We start from the raw sequence: 23,841 nt of genomic DNA, 5'->3' as shown, positions 1-23,841 counted from the left end.
GTAGAGGATTTCGTCATCGCAGGCCAGCCCGAAGGGCCCTCACCGCCGCCGCGCGGCGCACAGGGTCTACTCGGCGGCGTCTACGGACCTGAGAACGTCCCACCCACCGAGGGCACCCATCGGATGCCGGTGCCGAAGATCGTCCCCGAGGGCCTGACCGCCGTTTCCTCGGCGATGCACCTCGCGCTGTACCCGAACTGGATTCGGTACGAGACTGCCGCGGGAATACCCCCGCGGGTACCATTGCTGGAACTCGCGAAAGGAGCGAATCCCATGGTAGGTGACGACGACAGCATCGCGGCGGTACTCAACCGGTTGCGGCGCGCACAAGGGCAGCTCTCCGGGGTCATTTCGATGATCGAGCAGGGCCGGGACTGTAAGGACGTGGTGACGCAACTGGCCGCAGTGTCCCGGGCTCTCGACAAGGCCGGGTTCAAGATCGTGGCCACCGGCTTACGAGAATGCATCACCGGCGAGGGCGCCGACGGCGCCAAGCCGATGACCGAGGCCGAACTCGAGAAGCTGTTCCTCGCGCTGGCCTGACGTCACGCGGCTGCAGCGCAACGGAAGCCGGCGCCCCCGCATCTCGCGGGGGCGCCGGCTTCCGTGCTGTGATCAGAGGATGTACAACATCTCCTGGTAGGTCGGCAGCGGCCAAAGATCGTCGGCCACGAGGCCTTCGAGCGTGTCGGCGGCCGCCCGGACCGCATCCATCAACCCCAGCAGGCTCTGTGCATGCGCGGCCTCCTCGGCGGCGGTGTCGCCACCGTGGGCGTCCATCGCCGTCTTGAGCGCCGCCAACGCAGCCGTGAGCTCCGAGATTGGCGTCGAGACCATCTGCAACAGGGTGGTGTCGGGCTCGACGCCCGCCGCCTTGAGCGTCGCCACGTTGGACGCCAGCTCGGTCTGATAGCGCACTGCCGCAGGCAGAATCACCGTCGAACCGATCTCCAACGTCAGCTTCGCCTCGACGTTGACCGTCAGCGCGTAGGTCTCGTAGCGGACCTCTTCGCGGCTGTGCAGCTCACGCGCGTTGAAGACGCCGTACTTCTCGAAGACCTCGATCGCCTCCGGCGTGCCCAGCTCCGGGATGGCGTCCAGCGTCGTCTTGAGGTTCGGCAGTCCGCGGGCCGCGGCCTCGGTCTGCCAGTTGTCGGAGTAGCCGTCGCCGTTGAAGACCACCGCGCCATGCTCGGTGATGATCTCGGTGAGCAGCTTCTGCACGGCCATGTCGAAGTCCTCGCCGTCGCCGACGGCCTTCTCCAGCCACGTCGCCATGTAGTCCAGCGAGTCGGCCATGATCGTGTTGAGGATGATCATCGGCACGTTGATCGTCTGTCCCGAGCCCGGCGCGCGGAACTCGAACCTGTTGCCGGTGAACGCAAACGGGCTGGTGCGGTTGCGGTCGCCCGGATCGGTCGGCAGCACCGGCAGCGTGTCGACGCCGATGATCATGGAGCCCTTGCCCTTCGACGACGTCGCCGCACCCTTGGCGATCTGGTCGAAGACGTCGGCGAGCTGGTCGCCGAGGAAGATCGAGATGATCGCCGGCGGGGCCTCGTTGGCGCCGAGGCGGTGGTCGTTGGTGGCCGAGGCCACCGACACCCGCAGCAGGCCAGCGAACTTGTGCACCGCGCGGATGACCGCGGCACAGAACACCAGGAACTGGGCGTTCTCGTGCGGGGTGTCACCCGGCACCAGCAGGCTGCCGAACTGCGAATTGCCCAGCGAGAAGTTGACGTGCTTGCCCGACCCGTTGACCCCGGCGAACGGCTTCTCGTGAAAGAGACATTCCATGCCGTGCTTCTTGGCGATGGACTTGAACGTCGTCATCAGCAGTTGCTGATGGTCCGCGGCGATGTTGGCCCGCTCGAACATCGGCGCAATCTCGAATTGTCCTGGCGCGACCTCGTTGTGGCGGGTCTTGGCCGGGATGCCGAGCTTGAACAGCTCACGCTCGGTGTCCATCATGAAGCCCAGCACCCGGTCGGGGATGGCGCCGAAGTAGTGGTCGTCGAATTCCTGCCCCTTGGGCGGCTTCGCGCCGAACAGGGTGCGACCCGCGTTGATCAGGTCGGGGCGGGCGAGGAAGAAGTGCCGGTCGACGAGGAAGTACTCCTGCTCGGGTCCGCAGAAGGACACGATGTGGTCGAAGTTCTCGTGGCCGAACAGCTTCAGGATGCGCTCGGCTTGGGTACCCATGGCCTGCTGGCTACGCAGTAGCGGCGTCTTGAAGTCCAGGGCCTCACCGGTCATCGAGACGAAGACCGTCGGGATGCACAACGTGTTGCCGTTGGCGTTCTCCAGGATGTACGCCGGGCTGGTGACGTCCCACCCGGTGTAGCCGCGCGCTTCGAAGGTGCTTCGCAGGCCGCCCGAGGGGAAGCTGGAGGCGTCGGGCTCACCCTGGATGAGGGTCTTGCCGGCGAACTCGGCGAGCGTTTGACCGTCACCGACGGGCTCGAGGAAGCTGTCGTGCTTCTCGGCGGTCAGCCCGGTCATCGGGTAGAAGACGTGCGCGTAGTGGGTGGCACCCTTGGACAGCGCCCAGTCCTTCATGACAGAGGCGACGGAGTCGGCGATGGCCGGGTCGAGCTTCGCGCCCTTCTCGATGGTCGCGACGACGGACTTGTACACCGACTTCGGCAGACGCAACCGCATCTCAGCCAGAGTGAAGACGTTGGCGCCCCAGATCTCACCAGGAGCCTCGGTGGGGTCGAAGCTGATCGCAGGAGGCACGTAGGCCTCGACGTTGTTGATCGCCTGCAGACGGACTGCGTTTCCGCTCAATGGAGTTCCTCTTCCCCGCGCTGGTCCGCAACTGGTTCGCGGACTGACCGGCTCACAGTAAGAACGCCTTGTTCCGGGATTGTTACGCAGGCGTCACCGGCAGAAGGCGGAGTTAGCAAATTTCCAGGGGTCGAACGTGGGCCGCATGGCGGTGCATCGTGCACGACGGTTCGACTGAGGTTCCCCCCGTCGCTTCGCTGCGGGCCTCCGGGTGCCCGATCTGATCCGCCGAGCGTAGGTCTGGTGGCGAAATTCTTACCGCTGGCCGCCAGGAGGCTCACACTCGGCGCGGGTGGGTAGGCCATCGGTATGAAGAAGCTCCTGGCATTGGCCTCGGCTGTCGCGTTGCTCGCCGGCTGCGGGGGCACCCCGCCCGCACCGACGGTCGCCGAGACCACGCCCACCACCACCGGTCTGCTGCCGACGGGGGTGCCCACCGAGGGCACCCGGCCTCCCGCGGATGCCCTGCCGCCGCCCGCGGAACCCGGTCGGGCGCCCGTGCCGGCCACCACCCCGCCCGGTCGCGTGGTTCCCGTCGGCGACTCCCCCGAGGGCGTCGTCGTCGACGCGGTCACCCGCACGGTCGCCGTCGCAACGCGCAACCCGTACGAGTTGGTGCTGATGAACGCCGACACCGGCGCCATCACGACGCGGGTTCCGCTGCCCGGCGCCGTGCGACACCTGCAACTGGCCAAACCCGGCGGACCCGTGCTGGTGCCCGTCGAGAGCGCCAACGCCCTCGTGCGCGTCGACCTGCCGGGCGGCACCGCCGAACCGCAGATCATCACCGGCACCGTTCCTCACGACGCGTCCGAGGCGCCGAACGGCAGCGTGTTCGTCGCCAACGAGCACGGCGGGACGACGACGGTCATCCGCGGCGACGACATCGTGAAGGTGTTCACCGACAGCGTGCAGCCCGCGGGCATGGCACCGGTCGGCAACCTGATGGGCATGCTCGACGTCCGCAAGAACGACCTCACCGTCTACGACGCCGACAAGCTGACGATCGTGGGCTCCACCCCGGCCGGTGCCGGCCCGACCCATTTGGTCGCAGACAAGCACGGTCGATACGTCGCGGCCGACACCCGCGGCAACGCGGTGCGCGTCTTCAGCACCGAGCCGAAGGAGGTGGCCAGCGTGCCGCAGGCCGGGGCTCCCTACGGCATCGCCTATGACGCGACGCGCGACCGGCTGTGGGTCGCGTCGTCGGCCACCAACGAGGTCGTCGGCTACGACATGGCCACCGACACTCCCCGCGAGGTCGCACGCCTCGAGACGGTCCAGAATCCGTACACGCTCGGGGTCGACGCCACCACCGGACGCTTGTTCGTCGCAGGCGTTTCCGGCGGCCTGGTACAGATCATGAATCCACCGGCCTAGATTGGAAACATGGGTATTCGGCGTCGGAGACGGGTCGTGACGTCAGCCGCGACATCGCGGTGAACTACGACGAACACTCGGTTGCCACCACCGGTGCGGAGCACGAGGCAGCCGGGATGAAGGCGGTGATGGTCTCGCTGCACCGCGGCGTGACGTCCATGGGTCCGCTGCGCACGGCCGCGGCGTTGGTCCGGCTGAATCAGCGCAAGGGATTCGACTGCCCGGGCTGCGCCTGGCCCGAGGAGCACGGCGGCCGCAAGTTCGCCGAGTTCTGCGAGAACGGCGCCAAGGCCGTCGCCGAAGAGGCGACCAAACGCGTGGTCACCCCCGACTTCTTCGCCCGGCATTCCATCGCCGACTTGGAGCAGCGTCCCGAATACTGGCTGAGCCAGCAGGGCAGGCTCACCCACCCGGTCATCCTGCGAGCCGGCGACGACCACTACCGCCCCATCAGCTGGGACCACGCCTACCACGTGATCGCCCAGCACCTCAACGCACTTGCCAGCCCCGACGAGGCGGTCTTCTACACCTCGGGGCGCACCAGCAACGAGGCCGCGTTCCTCTATCAACTGCTGGTCCGTAGCTTCGGCACCAACAACCTGCCGGACTGTTCGAACATGTGCCACGAGTCGTCCGGGACGTCGCTGACCGACTCGATCGGCATCGGCAAGGGATCGGTGACCGTCGAGGACCTCGAAGAGGCCGACGTCATCATCATCGCCGGGCAGAACCCCGGCACCAACCATCCGCGCATGCTGTCGGTGTTGGAGAAGGCAAAGGAGAAGGGCGCGAAGATCATTGCGATCAACCCGCTGCCCGAGGCCGGACTGATGCGCTTCAAGGACCCGCAGAAGGTGCACGGGGTGATCGGCCATGGCATCGGCATCGCCGACGAGTTCGTGCAGATCCGGCTGGGTGGCGACATGGCGCTGTTCGCCGGGCTGGGCCGGCTGCTGCTGGAGGCCGACGACCGGGCGCCCGGCACCGTGGTCGACCGCGCGTTCATCGCCGAGCACTGCGCCAACTTCGACGCCTACGAAGCGCAGACCAGGGCCGTCGACCTCGACACGGTGCTGGAGGCGACGGGCATCGACCGCAGCCAGCTGGACCGGCTCGCGCAGATGTTGATCGCCTCCGACCGCACGATCGCCTGTTGGGCGATGGGGCTGACGCAGCACCAGCACGCCGTTCCGATGATCTCCGAGCTGACCAACCTGTTGCTGATGCGCGGGATGATCGGCAAGCCGGGCGCGGGGGTGTGCCCTGTGCGCGGGCATTCCAACGTCCAGGGCGATCGCACCATGGGCATCTGGGAGAAGATGCCGGAAACCTTCCTGGAGGCACTGGATTCCGAGTTCGGCATCGTCAGCCCGCGCAAGCACGGCATGGACACCGTCGACGCCATCCGCGCCATGCGGGACGGTCACGCGTCGGTGTTCGTGGGAATGGGCGGAAACTTCGCGATGGCGACGCCCGACACCGCGGTGACCGAGGCCGCCCTGCGCAGTTGCTCGCTGACGGTACAGGTGTCGACGAAGCTGAACCGCAGCCACGTCGTACATGGCACCACGGCCCTCATCCTGCCGTCGCTCGGCCGCACCGACAAGGACTTGCAGTCCGGCACCAAACAGCAAGTCTCCGTTGAGGACTCGATGTCCATGGTGCACCTGTCCCGCGGCAGCCTGCAGCCGCCCGGCGAACACGTGCGCAGCGAAGTCGCCATCGTCAGCGAGCTGGCGCGCGCCGTGCTCGGCCCCGACCACCCCGTGCCCTGGGAGTCGTTCCGGGCCGACTACGACCGGGTCCGCGACGCCATCGCGGCGGTGGTGCCCGGCTGCGCGGACTACAACCGGAAAGTCCGCCAGCCCGACGGCTTTCAGCTTCCCAACCCGCCGCGCGACTCCCGCGAGTTCCCCACCACGACGGGCAAGGCCAACTTCGCGGTCAACCCGCTGGAGTGGATACCCGTGCCGGAAGGTCGGCTGATCCTGCAAACCCTGCGCAGCCACGACCAGTACAACACCACCATCTACGGTCTCGACGACCGTTACCGCGGTGTCAAGGGCGGCCGTCGGGTGATCTTCGTCAACCCGGCCGACGTGGTCTCGCTCGGGTTCTCCGACGGCGACCGCGTCGACCTGGTGTCCGAATACACCAACGCCGCAGGCGATCTCGAGGAACGTCGCGCCGAGGACTTCCTGATCGTGCCGTACTCCACGCCAGTCGGCAACGCGGCCGCCTACTATCCCGAGACCAACTCGCTGGTCGCGCTGGACCACGTGGCGGCCCGATCCAACACGCCGGTGTCCAAGGCCGTGCTGATCCGACTGGAGGCGCGCAGCAATGGGTAGGGTCACCGCCCGCCGTCGGGCCAGCCACCTCACCGCCGACGGTGCGACCGCCAGGCCCGAGACGCTTGCCGTCGAAGAGCCCATGGAGATTCGCGTCAACGGCACCGCGATCAGCGTGACGATGCGCACGCCAGGATCCGACGTCGAACTGGCACAAGGCTTCCTGCTGACCGAGGGTGTCATCGGTGCGCGCGCCGACATCCTCGCGGTCCAGTACTGCCGAGGTGCCGGCGAGGACGGCATGAACACCTACAACGTGCTCGACGTGACGCTGGGGGCCGACGTCCCGTCGCCCAGCCTCGACGTGACCCGAAACTTCTACACCACGTCGTCGTGTGGGGTGTGCGGCAAGGGCTCCATCGACGCCATCCGGCTCATCAGCCGCCACTCCCCCGGCGACGATCCCACCGTCGTCGCGTCGGAGACGTTGTCCGCCATGCCCACCCAACTTCGCAGTGCGCAGCGCATCTTCGCCACCACCGGTGGCTTGCACGGTGCCGCCCTGTTCGACGCCAACGGGACCATGCTCGTCGTCCGCGAGGACGTCGGCAGGCACAACGCCGTCGACAAGGTCATCGGGTGGGCGGTCGAGAACGACCGAATCCCGTTGACGGGCACGGTCTTACTGGTCAGCGGGCGAGCGTCGTTCGAGCTGACCCAAAAGGCCGTGATGGCAGGCATTCCCATCCTGGCCGCGGTCTCGGCCCCGTCGTCGCTCGCCGTCGACCTGGCCGCCCAGGCCGGCCTGACCCTGGTCGCGTTCCTGCGTGGCAGCTCGATGAACGTCTACACCCGCCAGGACCGCGTCAAGCACTGATCTCCACCCGATCTCCAGCCAGCCTTCAAGCTCCGGGGTCCCTCGTCGCGAAACATCGCACCGGTCGATGCACGCACTACTGGACGAGGGAGCCAACCATGGCCGAGATTCTGATCGCCGCATGCCCACACATCGGACACGTGTCCCCCCTGCTCAACGTGGCCCGCGGGCTGGTGAGTCGGGGGCACGCCGTCACCGTCCTCACCTCGGGACGGTTCGCGGACCAGGTACGGGCGACTGGGGCGACGGCGCGCGCGCTGCCCTTCGGCGCCGACCAGGGCGGTTCGCTCGACGACCTGCCCGGACGCGCCGAGACCTCGGGCGTGGACCGGCTCAACTTCGACATCGAACACATCTTCGTCCGACCCATGCCGCTTCAGGCCGCGGCTTTGGACGAACTGATCGCCGCCACTCGATTCGACGTGATCCTGACCGACGCCTTCTTCCTCGGCGTCCTGCCGATGCTGCTCGGCGACCCCGCCGCGCGGCCACCGGTGCTGAGCTACACGACGACGCCGCTGTTCCTCACCAGCCGGGACACCGCGCCGGGTGGCACCGGAATTCAGCCCCACATCGGAGCGACGGGACGGCTGCGCCACCGCGTGCTCAACGTGGTGGCGCAGAAGTACCTGCTGCGCCGTTCGCACCAGGCCGCCGCCACCATGCTCAAGGCGCTCGGACACCCGAAACTGCCTGTCTTCCTGCTTGATTCGGCCGTCCTCGCCGACCGCATGATCGTCCCCACGATCCCGGAGTTCGAATACCACCGCAGCGACCTGCCCGAGCACGTCCGCTTCGTCGGCGCGGTCAACCCGCTGCCCACCGACGGATTCGTCGCACCGCCCTGGTGGCGGGAGCTGGCCGCCGAACGTCCGATCGTCCACGTCACGCAGGGCACCGTCGACAACACCGATCTGAGCAGGCTGATCGAGCCCACCATCGAGGCGCTCGCCGACGAGGACGTCACCGTGGTGGTGACCACTGGCGGGCGCCCGGTCAGCGAGCTCCGGCATCCGTTGCCGCCGAACACCTTTGCTGCGGAATTCATCCCGCACGACGTCCTGCTGCCCTCGGTCGACGTCATGGTGACCAACGGCGGGTACGGGGCCGTGCAACGAGCCCTGACTGCCGGCGTGCCCCTCGTCGTGGCGGGCAACACCGAGGACAAGCCGGAGGTCGCGGCGCGCGTCGACTGGTTCGGCGTCGGGATCGACCTGCGCACCGGAGTGCCCACCCCCACCATGGTGAAGCGCGCGGTGCGCCAGATCGTCGGCGACGACAAGTATCGGAACGCGGCACGAAACCTGCAGTGCGCCCACGCCCGTCGGGACGGAGTCGCGGCGATCGCCGACCTGGTCGACGAGGTCGTCGCCGAGCGTCGTCTCAGCACCGCTGCGCACCCGTCGCATCTGTGATCCCCTTCAGACATGACCAGAGACGAGATAACCCAGCAGATCATCGCGGCGCGCCTCGCCAAGGGCCTGACGTGGCAGCAACTCGCCGACGCGGTCGACCGCCCGGTGGTGTGGACCACCGCGGCACTGCTCGGCCAGCACCCGATTCCGCCCGAGGTCGGCGGCGTCTTGGCGGGCCTGCTCGATCTCGACGACGCAGCGGTCAACGTGTTGGCGGCCGTCCCGATGCGCGGCGGATTCGACGCCGCGGTGCCCACCGACCCGACCGTCTACCGGTTCTACGAGGCGCTGTCGGTGTACGGCGGGGCGATCAAGGAGATCATCCACGAGCAGTTCGGCGACGGCATCATGAGCGCCATCAACTTCAGCGTGAACGTGGAGAAGAAGCCGCACCCCGGCGGGGATCGCGTCGTGGTGACGCTGGACGGGAAGTTCCTGTCCTACGAGTGGAACGCCGCCGAATAAACCCGCCGAGAATGCACTGAGGGTCGTGAATCACGTGGATTCACGACCCTCAGTGCAATCTCGAAGAGGTTAGGCGCTCTTCTCGCGCCGCTCGGCACGAGGTGGCTTGCGCGGCACGATGGTCGGCAAGACGTTGTCCTCGACGGTCTCCTTGGTCACGACGACCTTGGCGACGTCGTCGCGGCTGGGGATGTCGTACATCACCGGCAGCAGGACTTCCTCCATGATGGCGCGCAGACCACGGGCACCGGTTCCGCGGTGAATCGCCTGGTCGGCGATCGCGTCGAGGGCGTCCGGGGTGAATTCCAGCTCCACACCGTCCATCTCGAACAGCCGGTTGTACTGCTTGACCAAGGCGTTCTTGGGCTGCGACAGAATGGTGACCAAGGATTCCTTGTCCAGGTTGGTCACCGACGCGACCACCGGCAGACGGCCGATGAACTCCGGGATCAGACCGAACTTGATCAGATCCTCGGGCATGACCTCCGCGAAGTGGTCCTGCGTGTCGATCTCGGCCTTGCTGCGCACCTCGGCGCCGAAGCCCAGCCCACGCTTGCCGACGCGATCGGAGACGATGCGCTCCAGTCCCGCGAAGGCGCCCGCCACGATGAACAGCACGTTCGTGGTGTCGATCTGGATGAACTCCTGGTGCGGGTGCTTGCGACCGCCCTGCGGGGGCACCGACGCCTGCGTGCCCTCGAGGATCTTCAGCAGCGCCTGCTGAACGCCCTCACCGGAGACGTCGCGGGTGATCGACGGGTTCTCGCTCTTGCGGGCGATCTTGTCGACCTCGTCGATGTAGATGATGCCGGTCTCGGCGCGCTTGACGTCGTAGTCGGCGGCCTGGATGAGCTTCAGCAGGATGTTCTCGACGTCCTCGCCGACGTAACCGGCTTCGGTCAGTGCCGTCGCATCCGCGATGGCGAACGGGACGTTGAGCATCTTGGCCAGCGTCTGGGCCAGGTAGGTCTTGCCGCAGCCGGTGGGGCCGAGCATCAAGATGTTCGACTTGGCCAGCTCGACGGGCTCGGCGCGCGAGTCGCGCGACTTCTCCTGCGCCTGAATGCGCTTGTAGTGGTTGTAGACCGCGACAGCGAGGGTGCGCTTGGCGGTGTCCTGGCCGATGACGTAACCCTCGAGGAACTCGCGGATCTCGGCCGGCTTGGGAAGCTCGTCGAGTTTGACGTCGTCAGCGTCGGCCAGTTCTTCTTCGATGATCTCGTTGCAGAGGTCGATGCACTCGTCGCAGATGTACACGCCTGGGCCTGCGATGAGCTTCTTGACTTGCTTTTGGCTCTTTCCACAGAACGAGCACTTCAGCAGATCGCCGCCGTCTCCGATGCGCGCCATTGTTCCTGCGGCCCTACTTTCCTGATCGCCGTCGGTATGTCTCGGTGTGCAAGATCACCTCGGGGTTTCTCCCGACGCTACCCGTATGTTCCGGCGCCGTGCGACCGATAAAGCCGAATAGCGCCGTTGGTATTCATCTGTGTAGAGGGAGAACATATCCCCTGCCGTAGCCCTTGGTCCTCCGGAACGCACCTCGTGCCGTTGGCGTGTCGTCAACCCGATCGGTGAGGCGACGTTCCGAGTCCACGGTACGCGCGCCGGCGCGGTGCGATCCGAGGGAAAGTCGGACCGCACCGCGGCGTGCGTCAGGCTGGCTGTGCGGAGAGCTTGCGGTACGCCAGAACCGTGTCGATGATGCCGTATTCCTTGGCATCGGCGGCGGTGAGGATCTTGTCGCGGTCGGTGTCCTTGCGGATGACCGCGGCGTCCTTGCCCGTGTGACGGGCCAGCGTGGTGTCCATGAGGGTGCGCATGCGCTCGATCTCGGCGGCCTGGATCTCCAAGTCGGAGACCTGACCCTGGATCGCCCCACCGACGGCGGGCTGGTGAATCAGGATGCGCGCGTTGGGCAATGCCATCCGCTTGCCGGGCGTGCCGGCGGCGAGCAGCACGGCCGCGGCCGAGGCCGCCTGACCGAGGCACACCGTCTGGATGTCGGCGCGCACGTACTGCATGGTGTCGTAGATCGCCATCAGCGAGGTGAACGAACCACCGGGCGAGTTGATGTACATGGTGATGTCGCGGTCGGGATCAAGTGACTCCAGCACCAACAGCTGCGCCATGATGTCGTTCGCCGACGCGTCGTCGACCTGCACGCCGAGGAAGATGATGCGCTCCTCGAAGAGCTTGTTGTACGGGTTGGACTCCTTGACACCGAAGCTGGAGTGCTCGATGAACGACGGAAGGATGTAGCGCGCCTGAATCGGATTCACGGCTTCGCCGTGGGGCTGCGTCATGAGGCACTCCCGTTGAAGTTGGCGTGGGTGATGATGTGGTCGACGAAGCCGTACTCCAGCGCCTCGGGGGCGGTGAACCAGCGGTCGCGGTCCGCGTCGGTCTCGATGCGCTCGAGAGTCTGACCGGTGAACTCGGAGTTGAGCCGGTTCATTTCCTTCTTCGTCAACGCGAACTGCTCCGCCTGGATCGCGATGTCGGCGGCGCTGCCGCCGATGCCCGCGCTGGGCTGGTGCATCATGATCCGCGCGTGCGGCAGGGCGTAGCGCTTGCCCTTGGTGCCGGCGGCGAGCAGGAACTCGCCCATCGACGCGGCCAAACCCATGGCATAGGTGGCCACGTCACACGGTGCGAGCACCATCGTGTCGTAGATCGCCATGCCGGCGGTCACCGATCCGCCGGGCGAGTTGATGTAGAGGTTGATGTCCTTGCTGGGGTCCTCAGCGGCAAGCAGAAGGATCTGCGCGCACAGCCGGTTGGCGATGTCGTCGTCGACCTGGGTGCCCAGGAAGATGATCCGCTCGGCCAGCAACCGCTCATAGACGGAGTCGGTGAGGTTGAGCCCCGACGCGCCCGAACGCATGTCAGTCACGGCTGGAATACCTGCTTTCTCGAGTTTGCGTACTCGTTCACTGACACTAACCAAAGCTGCGCGGCGAGGACTCCCCAGACCGGGGTCGTTCGCTCACAGCGTCACTTCGGGGTTACTTGGACTCGTCGGCCTCGTCGGCTGCTTCGTCGACCTCGTCGTCCGACTCATCCTCGGCCTCGTCGGCGGCTTCGGCCCCGAGCGGGGTGGTCGGCCCGAAGAACTCGGTGGTGTCCACCTCGTTGCCCTCGGAGTCGGTGACGGACGCGCCGTGCACGACGGCGGCAATGGTCAGGCCACGGCGCACGTCGGCGAACATGGTGGGCAGCTGGTTGTTCTGCTGCAGCACCTGCAGGAGCTGCTGCGGCTCGATGCCGTACTGCCGCGACATGAGAACCAGACGCTCGGTGAGGTCGTTCTGACCGACCTGGATGTCGAGCTGGTCGGCGACGGCGTCCATCAACAGCTGGGTCTTGACGGCCTTCTCCGCATTCGAGCGGTTGTCGGCGTCGAACTCCTCGCGGGTGCTGCCCTCGGCCTCGAGCGCCTCGGCGAACTTCGCCTCGTCGTGGTCGAGGGCGTGGATCGCGTTGTGCACGGTGTCGTCGACCTGGGCCTGCACGATCGCCTCGGGCAGCGGGACCTCGACCTGCTCGAGCAGGGTCTCCAGCGCCTTGTCGCGGATCTGCTCGGCCTGACCGATGCGCTTGGCCTGCTTGACCTGGTCGACCAGGCTCGCCTTCAGCTCGTCGATGGTGTCGAATTCGCTTGCCAGCTGGGCGAACTCGTCGTCGGGCTCGGGAAGCTCGCGCTCCTTGATGGTGACGACCTTGACGGTGACCTCGGCATCTTCGTTGGCGTGCGTGCCCGCGACGAGCTTGGTGGTGAAGGTCTTGCTCTCGCCGGCCGAGAGGCCCTTGATCGCGTCGTCGAGACCCTCGATCAGGTTGCCCGATCCGATTTCGTGAGACAGACCCTCGGTCTTGGCTTCCTCGACGTCCTCGCCGTCGACGGTCGCCGACAGGTCGATGGAGACGAAGTCGCCGTCCTGGGCGGGACGGTCAACGCCGGTGAGCGTGCCGAAGCGGGCGCGCAGGTTCTGCAGTTCGGTGTCGACCTCTTCGTCGGTCACCTCGATGGCGTCGACGGTGAAGGCCAGCGCCGACAGGTCGGGCAGGGTGATCTCGGGCCGGACGTCGACCTCGGCGGTGAACGTCAGGTCGCCGCCGTACTCCTTGCTGGTGACCTCGATCTCGGGCTGCCCGAGTGGCTGGACCTCGGCGCTGGCGATGGCCTCGCTGTAGCGGGCCGGAACGGCCTCGCCGACGACCTGGTCGAGCATGGCCTGCTTGTCGATCTTCGACTCCAGCAGCTTCACGGGAACCTTGCCCGGGCGGAATCCTGGCATCCGGATGGTCCGGGCCAGCTCCTTGAATGCCTGGTCGAAGTCGGGCTGCAGTTCCGTGAACGGCACCTCCACGTTGATGCGAACCCTGGTCGGGCTCAACTTCTCGACGGTGCTCTTCACGGCGTTACTCCTTGCATGTCTGTGTCTTCTTCGACGGGTGTCGACGTTCCGGTCGGGGTGACAGGATTTGAACCTGCGGCCTTCCGCTCCCAAAGCGGATGCGCTACCAAGCTGCGCTACACCCCGTGCTTCACCGCCGTCGGAATACTACGGGCTGGACTTGCGCGGGCATCAATTGGATTTGAATACGTCCTCGCCGGTACAGTCTCCCGTGCAGTGCTAACGCGGGCGTAGCTCAATGGTAGAGCCCTAGTCTTCCAAACTAGCTACGCGGGTTCGATTCCCGTCGCCCGCTCCACCAGGTACCAGCGCAGAGGCCGTCGAACGACAGTTCGGCGGCCTTCTCCGTATCCCGGCCATACCGCGGAACGGTCGATAAGAACTCCAACCCTGCGTTACCCCTGGGGCTCCAGTGACAGTCGAGACCAGTGTTGCGCGTAGGCCGCTCACGGCCACCCCACCGACAGCGCGTCGCCCATGACTCGAACAAGCGTTCGCATATCGTCGATGCTGTTGGTTCCGTTCAACCGGGAAGGGGCCGCGCACCTAGGAGTGACGAGATGAGCGAAGAAGCGGCACCCGACGAACCGCCTACGCAAGTCACCGACCAGCCGACCGAGTATAAGTACGACATCGCGGTGTCGTTCGCGGGCGAGCAGCGCGATTTCGTACAGGATGTGGTGCGCGGGCTTGGTTTGCCAAAGGACCGCGTACTTTACGACGCCGACTACAAGGCGGCGCTCTGGGGCGAAGAGTTAACAGAAGTGTTCACAACCCTGTATCGCGATGAGGCCCGATACGTTGTCATGTTCATCTCGCGCGAGTACGCCGAGAAGGAGTGGTGCGGCGTCGAGCGCAAGGCCGCGCTGCGCCGTCGCATGATGACTCAGGGCGCGTACATCCTTCCGGTGCGTCTTGACTCGACAAAGCTCGACGACGTCAAGGGGTTGCTGGGCACGATCGGAGATCTCGACGGACTGCGCGAAGGGGTTCCTGGTGTCATCGAGGCCATCCGCGAAAAGCTCGACGCCGTGATGATCAAGCAAACTGACCCGGCCGACGACGAGCCTCGATTCGGCGAAGTGCAGACATCTCAGGAGGGCCTCGTTGCGCTCCTGCAAGAGCGCCCGCATTCGTGGCGGTGGGCAGCGTTCGCGTCCGTCTTGGTCCAGCGACGGGAAGCGATGTCGATGGCAATGCGCGACCACCGTCTCGCCTTCGCGCACCCCACGGGTGAGCGGATCAGCACCTTCGAACAATTGCAGGAACTCGCAGCCAACACGATGTACGACGTCGAGCAAGTTGGCCAACAGATGAATGGCTTCCTGTTGACGGAGGCATTCCAATCAGTCTTCGGCACTGCCGACGATGAGACGGCTGCAGACCCCGATGGAATCGTCCACGCCGCAACAAGACTCATGGACTTTTACGATCGCTACCTTCAACTCGCGCAGCGGGTGCGCGGCGTTGCGGCACCGTCAAGGTTCATCAACGTTCTCGACACCGCCGCCCGTCTCGTCGATAAGCCCCTCCGCGGCATGGAAGACTTCATCGAGGAGTATCTCGAGCTGGTCGCGACGATGCCTGCCCGTCTTCTCGCGGCCGAAGGCAAGAACATCGATCAACCCGTCGAGATTCGGATCCACATGGACAACGAATTGCTCGAAGAGCTGGTTCGCCAGCTGAAGGACCTTGCAGAAACCGACGAGGGCTACTAGCTCCGCAGCCGGATCACGTTCCCGCCGCGGGCTTCTGACGCTGCGGTTGCATCGCTTCCGGAGCGGTCATCGAGTCGGACTTCTCGCCCTCCAGTAGGTGCGCACGGACTACGTCGCGCTCGGCTGTTGAGCAGTCTATTAACCGGATCACCTCGAAGATCGGCCTACCCGCCGCAATGCAGAAGAGCCCGACGTGCGACGGAGGCTGCGGACCACTCTCGCAGAACAGCTGACTCGTTGCCGAGCAACGAGAACCACGGGTTGAGATCGCCTTCGCGAACGTTGCGGACGCACGAGGGGCGTTTGCATCCAAATCGACCCTCGGCTCCCCTTCCTCTACCCAGACCCCAGCCAGGTCCGCCGCCTGCATTATCGCGACAGACCTGGCTTCGGTACGCCTTCGACTTAACGGTCTACGCCTTCGCACCGGCCAGCATGATAGAAGTGCGAGCTTCGCAAACCCGCGCTATAACCTGAGTCACCGGCGCGGACTAGAGTCGTCCACCGTGTTGCGTCTCACAGCCGCTTTGCCACGGACGGCAGAAGCAGCAGGTCGGACCACCACAAGCCTCACCAAAGGGAGCCTGCGGCTTGCTTATCTGCCTCATATGCACTTGGAGACTCGATGAAAGAAACAACCGTATCAGCGGGCTTGACGGGCGAGTACGTCGAGAATATCGCAGATCAATTTCTCAGCGATAGCGAGAAATTGACAGTAGACCTAACACTTCATCAGCCCAAGTCAACTCGAATCGGAGCTAGCGCACGAATGCTCGCCTTCGTCTCGCAACTAGACCGGCGAGGGCAACCACTACGCCTCCATATCCACACGGGCAATAAGGAAAGCGGGATTGGGCCAAGTACCTGGCATCGAAAATTTTTCACTGATGAATTATTGGGATATATCTTGGGACAATATTGCACAGATATTGTCACACAAAATGGCGAATCTGTATATGAACAGGTTCAATCGGCGCAGCGGAAGTCTCTTATTATCAAACGCGGTGAGATTTCCGCGGGCAATAGACTTTCTTGGGTCATTCGAGACGAGCGCCCAGAAGTTCGGCCCAGGCTACTGGACTATCTCCTCACGGGGCACAAACGAACTTTCGGAAAACAGCTCGAAAATATCATTACGAAGTCATTCAACATAAGCAGCGGTAATGATGAAGAGGCCTCATTCTTTTTAAGAAGTTACCTCTGGGAGGTACTCAAAAATACCGAAGTCCATGCCTCGTCGGTCGACGGCAAGCCAACAAATGGTCTTCGGTTCATCGAGGTTCGGCGCTATCAACTGCAGCAGTTGGCAGACGAGAGTTTAGCTGGATCAGAAAACTTTCAACTCGTCAGCTATCTCCATTTAATTCGGGAGAAATTTGGGAGCCCCAATTTAATTGAGATCACGGTCTCGGATCCCGGACCCGGAATAGCGGGAACAATGGCGGGCAATCAGAATATCTATTCAGATACGTTGAGCGAAGAGGAGGGCGCCACTCGAAAAGCATTCACTCGCCATGGGACATCTCGATCCCTCATTGACCCCGACGCTGGAGAGGGGCTCGATATCGCGCTTGAATCTTGCTACGTCTTGCATGGATTTATGGCGATTAGGACAGGCCGCCTAGAATTTACTAGACACTTCCTCGACGATACTTCGCAAGGGGACCGCGAACTCCATCTGAGAAAAGACCGACTGCTTCCGCATTTAGCAGGTACTTCAGTCACGATCTTGCTGCCGTGGGGGGTAGACGCGCGGCGCTCCGGAAGAGTCGAATTCTAGATGCAGCGCATTCACGTTGCAGACCACAAGGGATCCGTAGGAACAACCGCAATATCTTTTGGCACGGCGCCCCACGACCGAGCATTCGCCGAGATCATCTATGTTCCTATTTCCCGTCGACAAGACCTACGCAGCCTCGCAGGTCATATATACGAGCAACTGCCTGTCAACGCCCGACGCCTGTCACGCACTTTCGTACTTCGGGCACATCGCGATGAAGCTGATGCACTAACCCGTATACATAGCGAGGAGGTGGCTCGCCTAGAGCATCGATTCCAAGGGGCAAGTTTCTACATTTTGCACTTTTGTGATAATGACTACCAACTCACTGCAGTTGGCAGATCTAGCGCTATACCCGATAATGTTAAAGATAAACTTCTAGAAAGACTGCGGTCAGCTGAGTTACAGGTAATCGCGGCACAACCTGCTGCACTGTTGCCAGAAAGTTCCGCATTTCATTACAAGAGTCCTACCGGATATCACTACAGCGCCTTCCTACGGGTAGGAACCGCCTTGCAGAGTGCGCACGCGCTCGACGCCGCTTGCTTTTGGCTTGTGGAACAAGTTCTGCCCAACACCATCGTACTTCTAGATTCAGCCACTCTATTTGCCCTTGGACTCGGCCTATCTCAGTATCTGAGGGACCAAAAGTTTGAAGCGGCTCGATCCATCCTTGCTGTTGACGTCCTCAATGAGAGCACTCTTGAGTCACGCGATGAGCTATCTGCACGCCTACTTCGTGTTCGAGAGATTTCACGTCTCACAGAACTTCACACCTTATGCATTGGATCAGTAGTCAGTTCAGGACGTACGCTCGAACATCTCGCTACAGCCGCGCGAGACGCCCACATGACAGTCTCACTTGCTGCTCTTTACGGCGACCCAGGCAGAACCCTGCAAGATGTCGCCGTGCTCGCGCCGGCGCCCCATGGCGTAGAACCAATCTTGCCATGCATGCTGTGCAGTCAAGGAACATCGACGGTAATTCCGATAAGCGCTGCGAGCCTGCATATCGAGGTTACAGGGGCCGTAAGTCGTCACCGCTTAACGAAGACGCTTGCGAGCACGTCATCGGCATTCGTTAAAAAGTATGCGGGAACCGGTACGATTCTCGCCCACCAGCAGGAGATAGACGGGCATCGTCGCCATCACGCCGTCTCGATAGACGCGAGAGGAATGTTCAAAAGCAAAGATTTCCGAGCGGCCCTATCATCGAAACTCCATGATCTCTCCGAGTCCATCGATGTAATAATCTGTCCAGAGCATCGTGCTGCAGAGATGATGGCGGAGTTCGCGCGTAGTCAACTTGGTATAGATCCGATTCGTTGTGATGAAAATCGCTTTCATACACTAAGCGACTCAGACCGAGAACGAATTCGCGAATCGAAATCCCTTCTGATACTGGATGACGTTGTTATCAGTGGAGATCGCTTACGTGGCTATCGGCAGTATTTATTCGAGCTGGGACGCGAGACCGGAGACGTACACGCGCTCGTTGCTGTGTCCCGTCCGACTTCGAGCGACGATGCGCAGGCCATTCGCAACCTAGTCGACCAGATGACAACTGACGAACGATCGTTTCATGCGATCGAAGAGGTCATATTGCCAAATTGGGACGAAACAGAATGTCCATGGTGCCTTGAACATGAGGCACTCAGCAAATATGCTGGCATGGGTGATGACGGAGAATATAGCAACGACTTCGTTCAGCGATATGAAATACTGGATGCTCCCCATGAAGGATTGATCGAAAACCTGTTTTGGTCGGCGGACGATACCGCCCTTCCACTTGGCGCCAATTCGATTTTTGCACCGGCAGAGGCTACGGAGGCGGAACTCTTCTTCTCGGTCGCAAGCACTTTTCAGGAGATGCGGAGTCTAGGTCAGTTAGATGAAGACTATCGCCCTCCTGTATCCAAGATACTCACACCTGAATTTTGGATCCGCGGCCGCTTCTATGCGCCGGCCATAACTGCTGCAATTCTCCGCGCGGCTCGGCCCCACGATCTTTTGCCGCCACGCCCAAGCCAAAAAATGAAGTCAAATATAGCCGCTCGATTGAATGAGCACGGGTCGCACGGAATTAAATTTGAGATTTTGCTTGCGATCGCAAGGCAAAAGCTGCCTATACCTGATGCACTAGAAGAGATACTTGAGATTGATGATGATGCTGACGAGATTGGAATTGATTTTTTCCGATCCATGATTTTCGGAACATCTTTTTGAACGCCTCTTTGGGGTCGCAGGTGCCCCGATAGGCGTAGGCAACTCCTCCAAGGCCGCTCCATGACAGGCTTCTCGATAGAGGAAGCCGGTTTGACCCCAACGGCTAAGTCATCACCTGTTGACATGGTCCGCCTGCACGCTTACGGTCATGTCACCAATTGTTGACATAGCCGGCGAGGGAGCCCACCGTGAGCCGTTCACCACAGGTACGCACTGCCCCACGCTGGCTCGGCATTGCCGCCGCCGCCCTGACCGTTGCGTCGGTGACTACCGTCGCGGCACCGTTGGCGCCCAAAGACGTTCACGTCGTCCACGCCACCGAGGTGGCGCTGGCCGCCCGGTCGACCGGCCTCGCGGTGGCCGTCACGCCGCCACCGGTCAGCACCCTCTTCGACCCCGCCGTCACCCCGGTCTTGGCGAACCTGTCCACCGCGGTCTACCGCCAGCTGCTCCTGTCGTTTCGGGATCCGCAGCAGCAGGAGGTGATCGGCGACTTCTTCCACGGCGGAATTGCCGGCGTGTTGAAGAAGCAGGCGACGTCACGGCTCACGAGCCCCGACCAGACCCAGATCCTGAACGACTTCTTCGAAGGCGGGGTGTTCCAGTCGGAGGCCCACCGCTTCCTGCAACTGTTCACCGACCCCGACCAGCACCAGTTCATCAGCGACTTCGTCACCGGCGGCCTCATCCAGGTGGTCCGCAACCGGCTGCTCGACGCGACGGCCGATCCCGGCCAACGGGCCGCCATCATCGCGTTCTTCCCCGACGAGGTCACCGACTATCGCGGCGGACCCATCGCCGTCGTGCAGCGGCGGTTGATCGCCGCCGCCAAGGGAAATCCCGTCGTCATCGGCCTCGTGAACGGGATCTTCGAGAACCCCGTCGTCGTGGCGGTCCAGCACCTGATCGGGGGCGGGCCGCTGATCGGCACCCCGCTGCACGAGCTGCCGCCGATCACCCCGGACGCGGCGGTCGCCCCGCCGCACACCGCGACGGTCGCGAATACTTCCGTCGTCCAAGAGGTTTCCGAGACCCCGACGACCTCCGCGCGACACCGCGCACCCGAGCCAGTCGACGAAGAGACCGTCACCAAGCCCACCACCAAGCTCACGCCGACGGCCGACACCGAGAACAAAGCCGAGGCCACCACCGACGTCATGAAGACCGGCAACAAGGTCGAGCCGGCAGGCACCGAGGACGACACCCCGAAGCCCCATAAGAGCGACTCGGTGACGCCCACCCCCGCGGCAGACACGACACCGGCCGCCACCCCAGGCGACGACACGGGAAGCACGGGCAGCGAGGACGGCGACGCCGGGCCAGAATGACCAGGTGACTCCCGATCTCGCAGCCGCCTACCGCATCGTCGAGGCCGCGCACGCCGAGGCGGCCAGGCGATCGATCCTGGTGTCGGCGGCCGTCGTCGACTCGGGCGGTCACCTGGTGGCCTTCGGCCGAATGGACGGCGCCGAGATCGCCGGGCCGGTCCTTGCGGTCGACAAGGCCTACACGGCGGTCGCCAACAGCATCTCGACCGCCGAGCTCGCCGTCCTCGCCGCTCCCGGTGGCGAGCTGTTCGGCCTGCACGCCAACGGCGGTGGTCGGTTCGTCATATTCGGGGGCGGTGTGCCGATCACGTCGGGTGGCCGGATCGTCGGCGGGGTGGGCGTCAGCGGTGCCAGCGCCGAGGATGACGCCGCCTGCGCCGAGGCCGGACTGCGCGCATTCTGAGAATGCCCTCATCCGGCCCGGTTCGACACCGTTTCCTGTCGGTAGGCTGGGCGCCATGAACAGCTTTCTGCTGGTGCTCATCGTCGTTCTCATCGCCGTCATCGCCTTCGCCGTCATCGCCTCGTCGAAGGCGTCCGGCAAGCGCAACGCGGCATCGCTCGACGACGCCAAGGCCGACGCCCGGCGGACGATCGACCGCCTCGGCGGTCAGGTGATCAACCTGACCGGCACCGACGACGCCTCCAAGCAGGCGCTGGCCGACGCCTCCGAGCGCTTCACCGCGGCGGGATCTCAGATCGAGCAGGCCACCACCGCGAAGCAGGCGCAGCTCGCCAAGGAGAGCGCCATGGAGGGGCTGTACTACGTGCGCGCGGCCCGCGTCGCGATGAACATGGATCCCGGACCCGAGCTCGAGTCCTTGGCCGGCCAGAACTCGGCGGGCACCGTGACCGAAGCGCGCCGCGTCGAGTTCGAGGGCCGCGACATCGAGGCCTCGCCGTCGCCGTCCGAGCGCACCCCGAACTACTACCCGGGCGGCCGCGTCGCCGGGCGTCCCGTCCCCGCCGGCTGGTACTCCGAGCCGTGGTGGAAGCCCGCCCTGGTGGCAGGCGCCTGGGGCATGGGTTCGGTGCTGCTCTTCAGTGCGATGTTCTCCGGCATGGGCGGCGTCGGCTATGACGCGCAGGGCTTCGAGAACGGCTACGGCGACGGGTTCCAGGACGGCATGGACCAAGGCCAGCTCGACGGCGGCGGCGACCAGATGGGCCAGGACTACGGCGACACCGGTGGCGGCGACGGCGGCGGCTGGGGTGGCGACTCCGGCGGAGGCTGGGGCGGCGGTGACTCCGGTGGCTGGGGCGGCGACTTCGGCGGCGGTGGCGACTTTGGCGGCGGAGACTTCGGCGGCTTCTAGGTAGCGAGCACTGCGCGCTGAAGTAGATATCGCCCGTGACATCAACTCCGGGAGCGGGTCTGGGCCGGCGCTAGCCCGCCCTTCTCAGACGAACCCGAACTAGAAGCGACTCTCGAGCCGCGCCGACACTCCGGCCTCTTGGAGGTCGAGCCGGTCGAGCATGGCTCGGGCCGCTTCGTCTTCGATCAGGCCCTCGTCGCGCTCGGCGATCAGGGCGGCCCGTTGCGCTTGCAGCACTTGCAGATACAGCGCTCCGAAGACCTCCGCGCGCAAGGTGTGGGTCGCCGGATCGGGCATCTCGTCGGCGTCCTGTGAGTGCCTGGCGATGGTGTTGCGAATCTCGGCGAGCACCCGCGGATCGAGGCCGTCTGGCGGGTTTGCCCTGAACTCGGCGAGCACCCCGTCGGCCGCCTCGTGCACCACGCGCTCGGCCTTGAGGGTCTGTTCCCGCTCATAGTCCGACGCGCCCGCCGACAGGTTCAACCGGCTGATGAGCGGCGGCAGGGTACTGCCCTGAATCAACAGCGTGCCGACGCTGACCACGAACGCGATGGCCTGAATCGTGGCGCGTTCGGGGAACGGCTCCCCCGCCGCCGTCGTCACCGGAATCGCCGCGGCAGCGGCCAACGTCACCACCCCGCGCATGCCGGTCCAGGAGACCACCACGTTCTCCTTCCAGCTCAACGACCGGCGGTCGATGACCGACCGCCACTTGCCGGGCGGCTTTCCACGGCGACGGGTGCCGAGGGCTCCTCGCCCGCCAGCCGCCGGGACGGGCACGCTCAGCTTGCTCTCCACGTGGCTTGACAGCTTGCTGCGACCGAACATGACCAGCACCGACAGCGGCCGGATCAGCATCACGATGACCAGCACGATCAGCGAGGCGACCGCCACCTCGCCCAGCGACTCGTGGGCCTCGCGGAGGTCCTCGAGCACGAATCGCAGGTGCAGACCGATGTAGGCAAAGACGAAGGCCTCCAACAGCACGTCGACCGAGTTCCAGACGTAGCGTTCCTGCAGCCGGGTCTGGTAGCCCGCGCCGAGGGTTCCGTTGCCGACGACGAAGCCGGCGACGACGACCGCCAGGACGCCCGAGGCGTGCAACTCCTCGGCCGCGATGAAGGCCGCGAACGGCACTACCAGACCCTGAACCGTCTCCAAGCCCGGGTTGTTCAGTCGCTTGCGGATCCACAGCGTCACCAACCCCAGTGCGGCGCCGACGATCGGGCCCAGGACCGCGCTGTAACCGAAGAGCAGGAAGGGGTTCTCGATGAAGGTGTGGCTGCCCGCGACCTGAGCCACCGCGATGGTGAACAACGTCAGCGCTGCGGCGTCGTTGATCAGGCTTTCACCGGTCAGGATGGCCATCACCTTCTTCGGCAACCCCAATTTGCGGCCCACCGCGACGGCGGTGACGGCGTCCGGCGGGGCGACGATCGCGCCGAGGATCAGGGCCGTGCCGAACGTCAGCGGCACGACGACGAGCCACGAGGACACCGCCGCCACGGTGAAGGCGGTGACCACGACCAGGCCGACGCCAAGACCGAGGATCGGTCGGATATTGCGCAGGAACGTCGGGAACGAGAAGTTCAGCGCCGCCGAGTAGAGCAGCGGCGGCAGCACCACCGTCAGCAGGATGTGGGAGTCGAGTTCGGGCGCCTCGAAGCCTGGGACGAACGAGGCCGCGATCCCGATGACGACGATGATCAGCGCGGGTTCTAGACCCCGGTGGTGGGCGATGGCGGTGACGACGATCGCCCCGACGACGACGAGGAGGAGTTCCACCCGCCGATTGTCCCGTCAAACGCCAGGGCGCGCCCACCCAGCCTTCGCG

General features: G+C 64.4%; 18 protein-coding genes and 2 tRNA genes. 13 read left to right on the top strand and 7 right to left on the bottom strand.

Going from position 1 to position 23,841, the window contains the following annotated elements; all coding sequences use genetic code 11:
* Nucleotides 1–273: 273 nt before the first annotated feature.
* Entirely contained in the window at nucleotides 274–543 is a 270-nt protein-coding gene (locus tag B1790_RS09435; protein WP_079922987.1) for a metal-sensitive transcriptional regulator, read from the top strand.
* Between the two features lie 72 nt (nucleotides 544–615).
* Here the strand turns inward: B1790_RS09435 and B1790_RS09430 are convergent, their stop codons facing one another.
* Complete coding sequence (locus B1790_RS09430; RefSeq protein WP_079922953.1) at nucleotides 616–2,790, bottom strand: glutamine synthetase III; 2,175 nt, start codon at nucleotides 2,788–2,790, stop codon at nucleotides 616–618.
* Nucleotides 2,791–3,099: 309 nt separating this feature from the next.
* Here B1790_RS09430 and B1790_RS09425 point away from each other — a divergent pair, with 309 nt between their 5' ends.
* The 5 genes from B1790_RS09425 (at nucleotide 3,100) to cynS (ending at nucleotide 9,218) form a co-directional block, all read left to right on the top strand.
* On the top strand, nucleotides 3,100–4,170 hold the full coding sequence (locus B1790_RS09425; RefSeq protein WP_079922952.1) for a YncE family protein: 1,071 nt from the start codon (nucleotides 3,100–3,102) through the stop codon (nucleotides 4,168–4,170).
* 53 nt (nucleotides 4,171–4,223) lie between these two features.
* On the top strand, nucleotides 4,224–6,521 hold the full coding sequence (locus B1790_RS09420; RefSeq protein ID WP_369832321.1) for an FdhF/YdeP family oxidoreductase: 2,298 nt from the start codon (nucleotides 4,224–4,226) through the stop codon (nucleotides 6,519–6,521).
* A complete protein-coding gene (fdhD, locus tag B1790_RS09415; RefSeq protein WP_079922951.1) occupies nucleotides 6,514–7,338 on the top strand; it encodes a formate dehydrogenase accessory sulfurtransferase FdhD in 825 nt (274 codons plus the stop codon). Before B1790_RS09420 ends, fdhD begins: the two co-directional genes overlap by 8 nt.
* 98 nt (nucleotides 7,339–7,436) lie before the next feature.
* Entirely contained in the window at nucleotides 7,437–8,753 is a 1,317-nt protein-coding gene (locus B1790_RS09410) for a glycosyltransferase (RefSeq protein WP_079922950.1), read from the top strand.
* Nucleotides 8,754–8,765: 12 nt separating this feature from the next.
* The gene (gene cynS, locus B1790_RS09405; RefSeq protein ID WP_079922949.1) at nucleotides 8,766–9,218 is read left to right on the top strand and encodes a cyanase; all 453 of its coding nucleotides are present in this window, start codon (nucleotides 8,766–8,768) and stop codon (nucleotides 9,216–9,218) included.
* A gap of 69 nt (nucleotides 9,219–9,287) precedes the next feature.
* On the opposite strand, the gene clpX is transcribed toward cynS, so the two are convergent.
* The 5 genes from clpX to B1790_RS09380 all read right to left on the bottom strand — a co-directional run bounded on the left by clpX (nucleotide 9,288) and on the right by B1790_RS09380 (nucleotide 13,765).
* Nucleotides 9,288–10,568, bottom strand: a complete 1,281-nt coding sequence (clpX, locus tag B1790_RS09400; RefSeq protein WP_056554829.1) for an ATP-dependent Clp protease ATP-binding subunit ClpX — start codon at nucleotides 10,566–10,568, stop codon at nucleotides 9,288–9,290.
* A gap of 305 nt (nucleotides 10,569–10,873) precedes the next feature.
* Nucleotides 10,874–11,524: an ATP-dependent Clp protease proteolytic subunit gene (locus B1790_RS09395; protein ID WP_079922948.1), complete on the bottom strand. Its 651-nt coding sequence runs from the start codon at nucleotides 11,522–11,524 to the stop codon at nucleotides 10,874–10,876.
* A complete protein-coding gene (locus B1790_RS09390) occupies nucleotides 11,521–12,123 on the bottom strand; it encodes an ATP-dependent Clp protease proteolytic subunit (protein ID WP_162253289.1) in 603 nt (200 codons plus the stop codon). Before B1790_RS09390 ends, B1790_RS09395 begins: the two co-directional genes overlap by 4 nt.
* Before the next feature lie 103 nt (nucleotides 12,124–12,226).
* Nucleotides 12,227–13,639, bottom strand: coding sequence for a trigger factor (gene tig, locus B1790_RS09385; protein WP_158083799.1), 1,413 nt, complete (start codon nucleotides 13,637–13,639; stop codon nucleotides 12,227–12,229).
* Between the two features lie 52 nt (nucleotides 13,640–13,691).
* A tRNA-Pro gene (locus tag B1790_RS09380) sits at nucleotides 13,692–13,765 on the bottom strand.
* Between the two features lie 98 nt (nucleotides 13,766–13,863).
* Between B1790_RS09380 and B1790_RS09375 the strand changes: the two genes are divergently transcribed.
* The 7 genes from B1790_RS09375 to B1790_RS09345 all read left to right on the top strand — a co-directional run bounded on the left by B1790_RS09375 (nucleotide 13,864) and on the right by B1790_RS09345 (nucleotide 22,007).
* Nucleotides 13,864–13,937 (top strand) — tRNA-Gly (locus B1790_RS09375).
* Between the two features lie 262 nt (nucleotides 13,938–14,199).
* On the top strand, nucleotides 14,200–15,357 hold the full coding sequence (locus tag B1790_RS09370) for a TIR domain-containing protein (RefSeq protein ID WP_079922946.1): 1,158 nt from the start codon (nucleotides 14,200–14,202) through the stop codon (nucleotides 15,355–15,357).
* A 625-nt stretch (nucleotides 15,358–15,982) separates the two neighbouring features.
* Nucleotides 15,983–17,137, top strand: a complete 1,155-nt coding sequence (locus B1790_RS34225) for a hypothetical protein (RefSeq protein ID WP_142271196.1) — start codon at nucleotides 15,983–15,985, stop codon at nucleotides 17,135–17,137.
* A gap of 849 nt (nucleotides 17,138–17,986) precedes the next feature.
* Nucleotides 17,987–19,363: a phosphoribosyltransferase gene (locus tag B1790_RS34220; protein WP_142271194.1), complete on the top strand. Its 1,377-nt coding sequence runs from the start codon at nucleotides 17,987–17,989 to the stop codon at nucleotides 19,361–19,363.
* A gap of 188 nt (nucleotides 19,364–19,551) precedes the next feature.
* Nucleotides 19,552–20,691, top strand: a complete 1,140-nt coding sequence (locus B1790_RS09355; RefSeq protein ID WP_079922943.1) for a hypothetical protein — start codon at nucleotides 19,552–19,554, stop codon at nucleotides 20,689–20,691.
* Nucleotides 20,692–20,695: 4 nt separating this feature from the next.
* Nucleotides 20,696–21,094 (top strand): heme-binding protein, encoded by a 399-nt coding sequence (locus B1790_RS09350; RefSeq protein WP_079922942.1) that lies wholly within the window; start codon nucleotides 20,696–20,698, stop codon nucleotides 21,092–21,094.
* A 55-nt stretch (nucleotides 21,095–21,149) separates the two neighbouring features.
* Nucleotides 21,150–22,007, top strand: a complete 858-nt coding sequence (locus B1790_RS09345) for a hypothetical protein (RefSeq protein WP_079922941.1) — start codon at nucleotides 21,150–21,152, stop codon at nucleotides 22,005–22,007.
* 99 nt (nucleotides 22,008–22,106) lie between these two features.
* Here the strand turns inward: B1790_RS09345 and B1790_RS09340 are convergent, their stop codons facing one another.
* Nucleotides 22,107–23,792: a sodium:proton antiporter gene (locus B1790_RS09340; protein ID WP_079922940.1), complete on the bottom strand. Its 1,686-nt coding sequence runs from the start codon at nucleotides 23,790–23,792 to the stop codon at nucleotides 22,107–22,109.
* Nucleotides 23,793–23,841 lie beyond the last annotated feature (49 nt).

The organism is Mycobacterium sp. AT1, from assembly GCF_002043095.1.
In the GTDB taxonomy this organism is placed as follows: domain Bacteria; phylum Actinomycetota; class Actinomycetes; order Mycobacteriales; family Mycobacteriaceae; genus Mycobacterium.
Note: the sequence above shows the minus strand (reverse complement) of the source record. Positions and strands in the feature narration are given on the sequence as shown.

What these genes read in the sequence shown, in the direction of transcription:
- B1790_RS09435 (WP_079922987.1), top strand. Translation starts at nt 274, where the DNA reads ATGGTAGGTGACGACGACAGCATCGCGGCGGTACTCAACCGGTTGCGG.
- B1790_RS09425 (WP_079922952.1), top strand. Translation starts at nt 3,100, where the DNA reads ATGAAGAAGCTCCTGGCATTGGCCTCGGCTGTCGCGTTGCTCGCCGGC.
- fdhD (WP_079922951.1), top strand. Translation starts at nt 6,514, where the DNA reads ATGGGTAGGGTCACCGCCCGCCGTCGGGCCAGCCACCTCACCGCCGAC.
- B1790_RS09410 (WP_079922950.1), top strand. Translation starts at nt 7,437, where the DNA reads ATGGCCGAGATTCTGATCGCCGCATGCCCACACATCGGACACGTGTCC.
- cynS (WP_079922949.1), top strand. Translation starts at nt 8,766, where the DNA reads ATGACCAGAGACGAGATAACCCAGCAGATCATCGCGGCGCGCCTCGCC.
- clpX (WP_056554829.1), bottom strand. Translation starts at nt 10,568, where the DNA reads ATGGCGCGCATCGGAGACGGCGGCGATCTGCTGAAGTGCTCGTTCTGT.
- B1790_RS09395 (WP_079922948.1), bottom strand. Translation starts at nt 11,524, where the DNA reads ATGACGCAGCCCCACGGCGAAGCCGTGAATCCGATTCAGGCGCGCTAC.
- B1790_RS09370 (WP_079922946.1), top strand. Translation starts at nt 14,200, where the DNA reads ATGAGCGAAGAAGCGGCACCCGACGAACCGCCTACGCAAGTCACCGAC.
- B1790_RS34225 (WP_142271196.1), top strand. Translation starts at nt 15,983, where the DNA reads ATGAAAGAAACAACCGTATCAGCGGGCTTGACGGGCGAGTACGTCGAG.
- B1790_RS34220 (WP_142271194.1), top strand. Translation starts at nt 17,987, where the DNA reads ATGACAGTCTCACTTGCTGCTCTTTACGGCGACCCAGGCAGAACCCTG.
- B1790_RS09345 (WP_079922941.1), top strand. Translation starts at nt 21,150, where the DNA reads ATGAACAGCTTTCTGCTGGTGCTCATCGTCGTTCTCATCGCCGTCATC.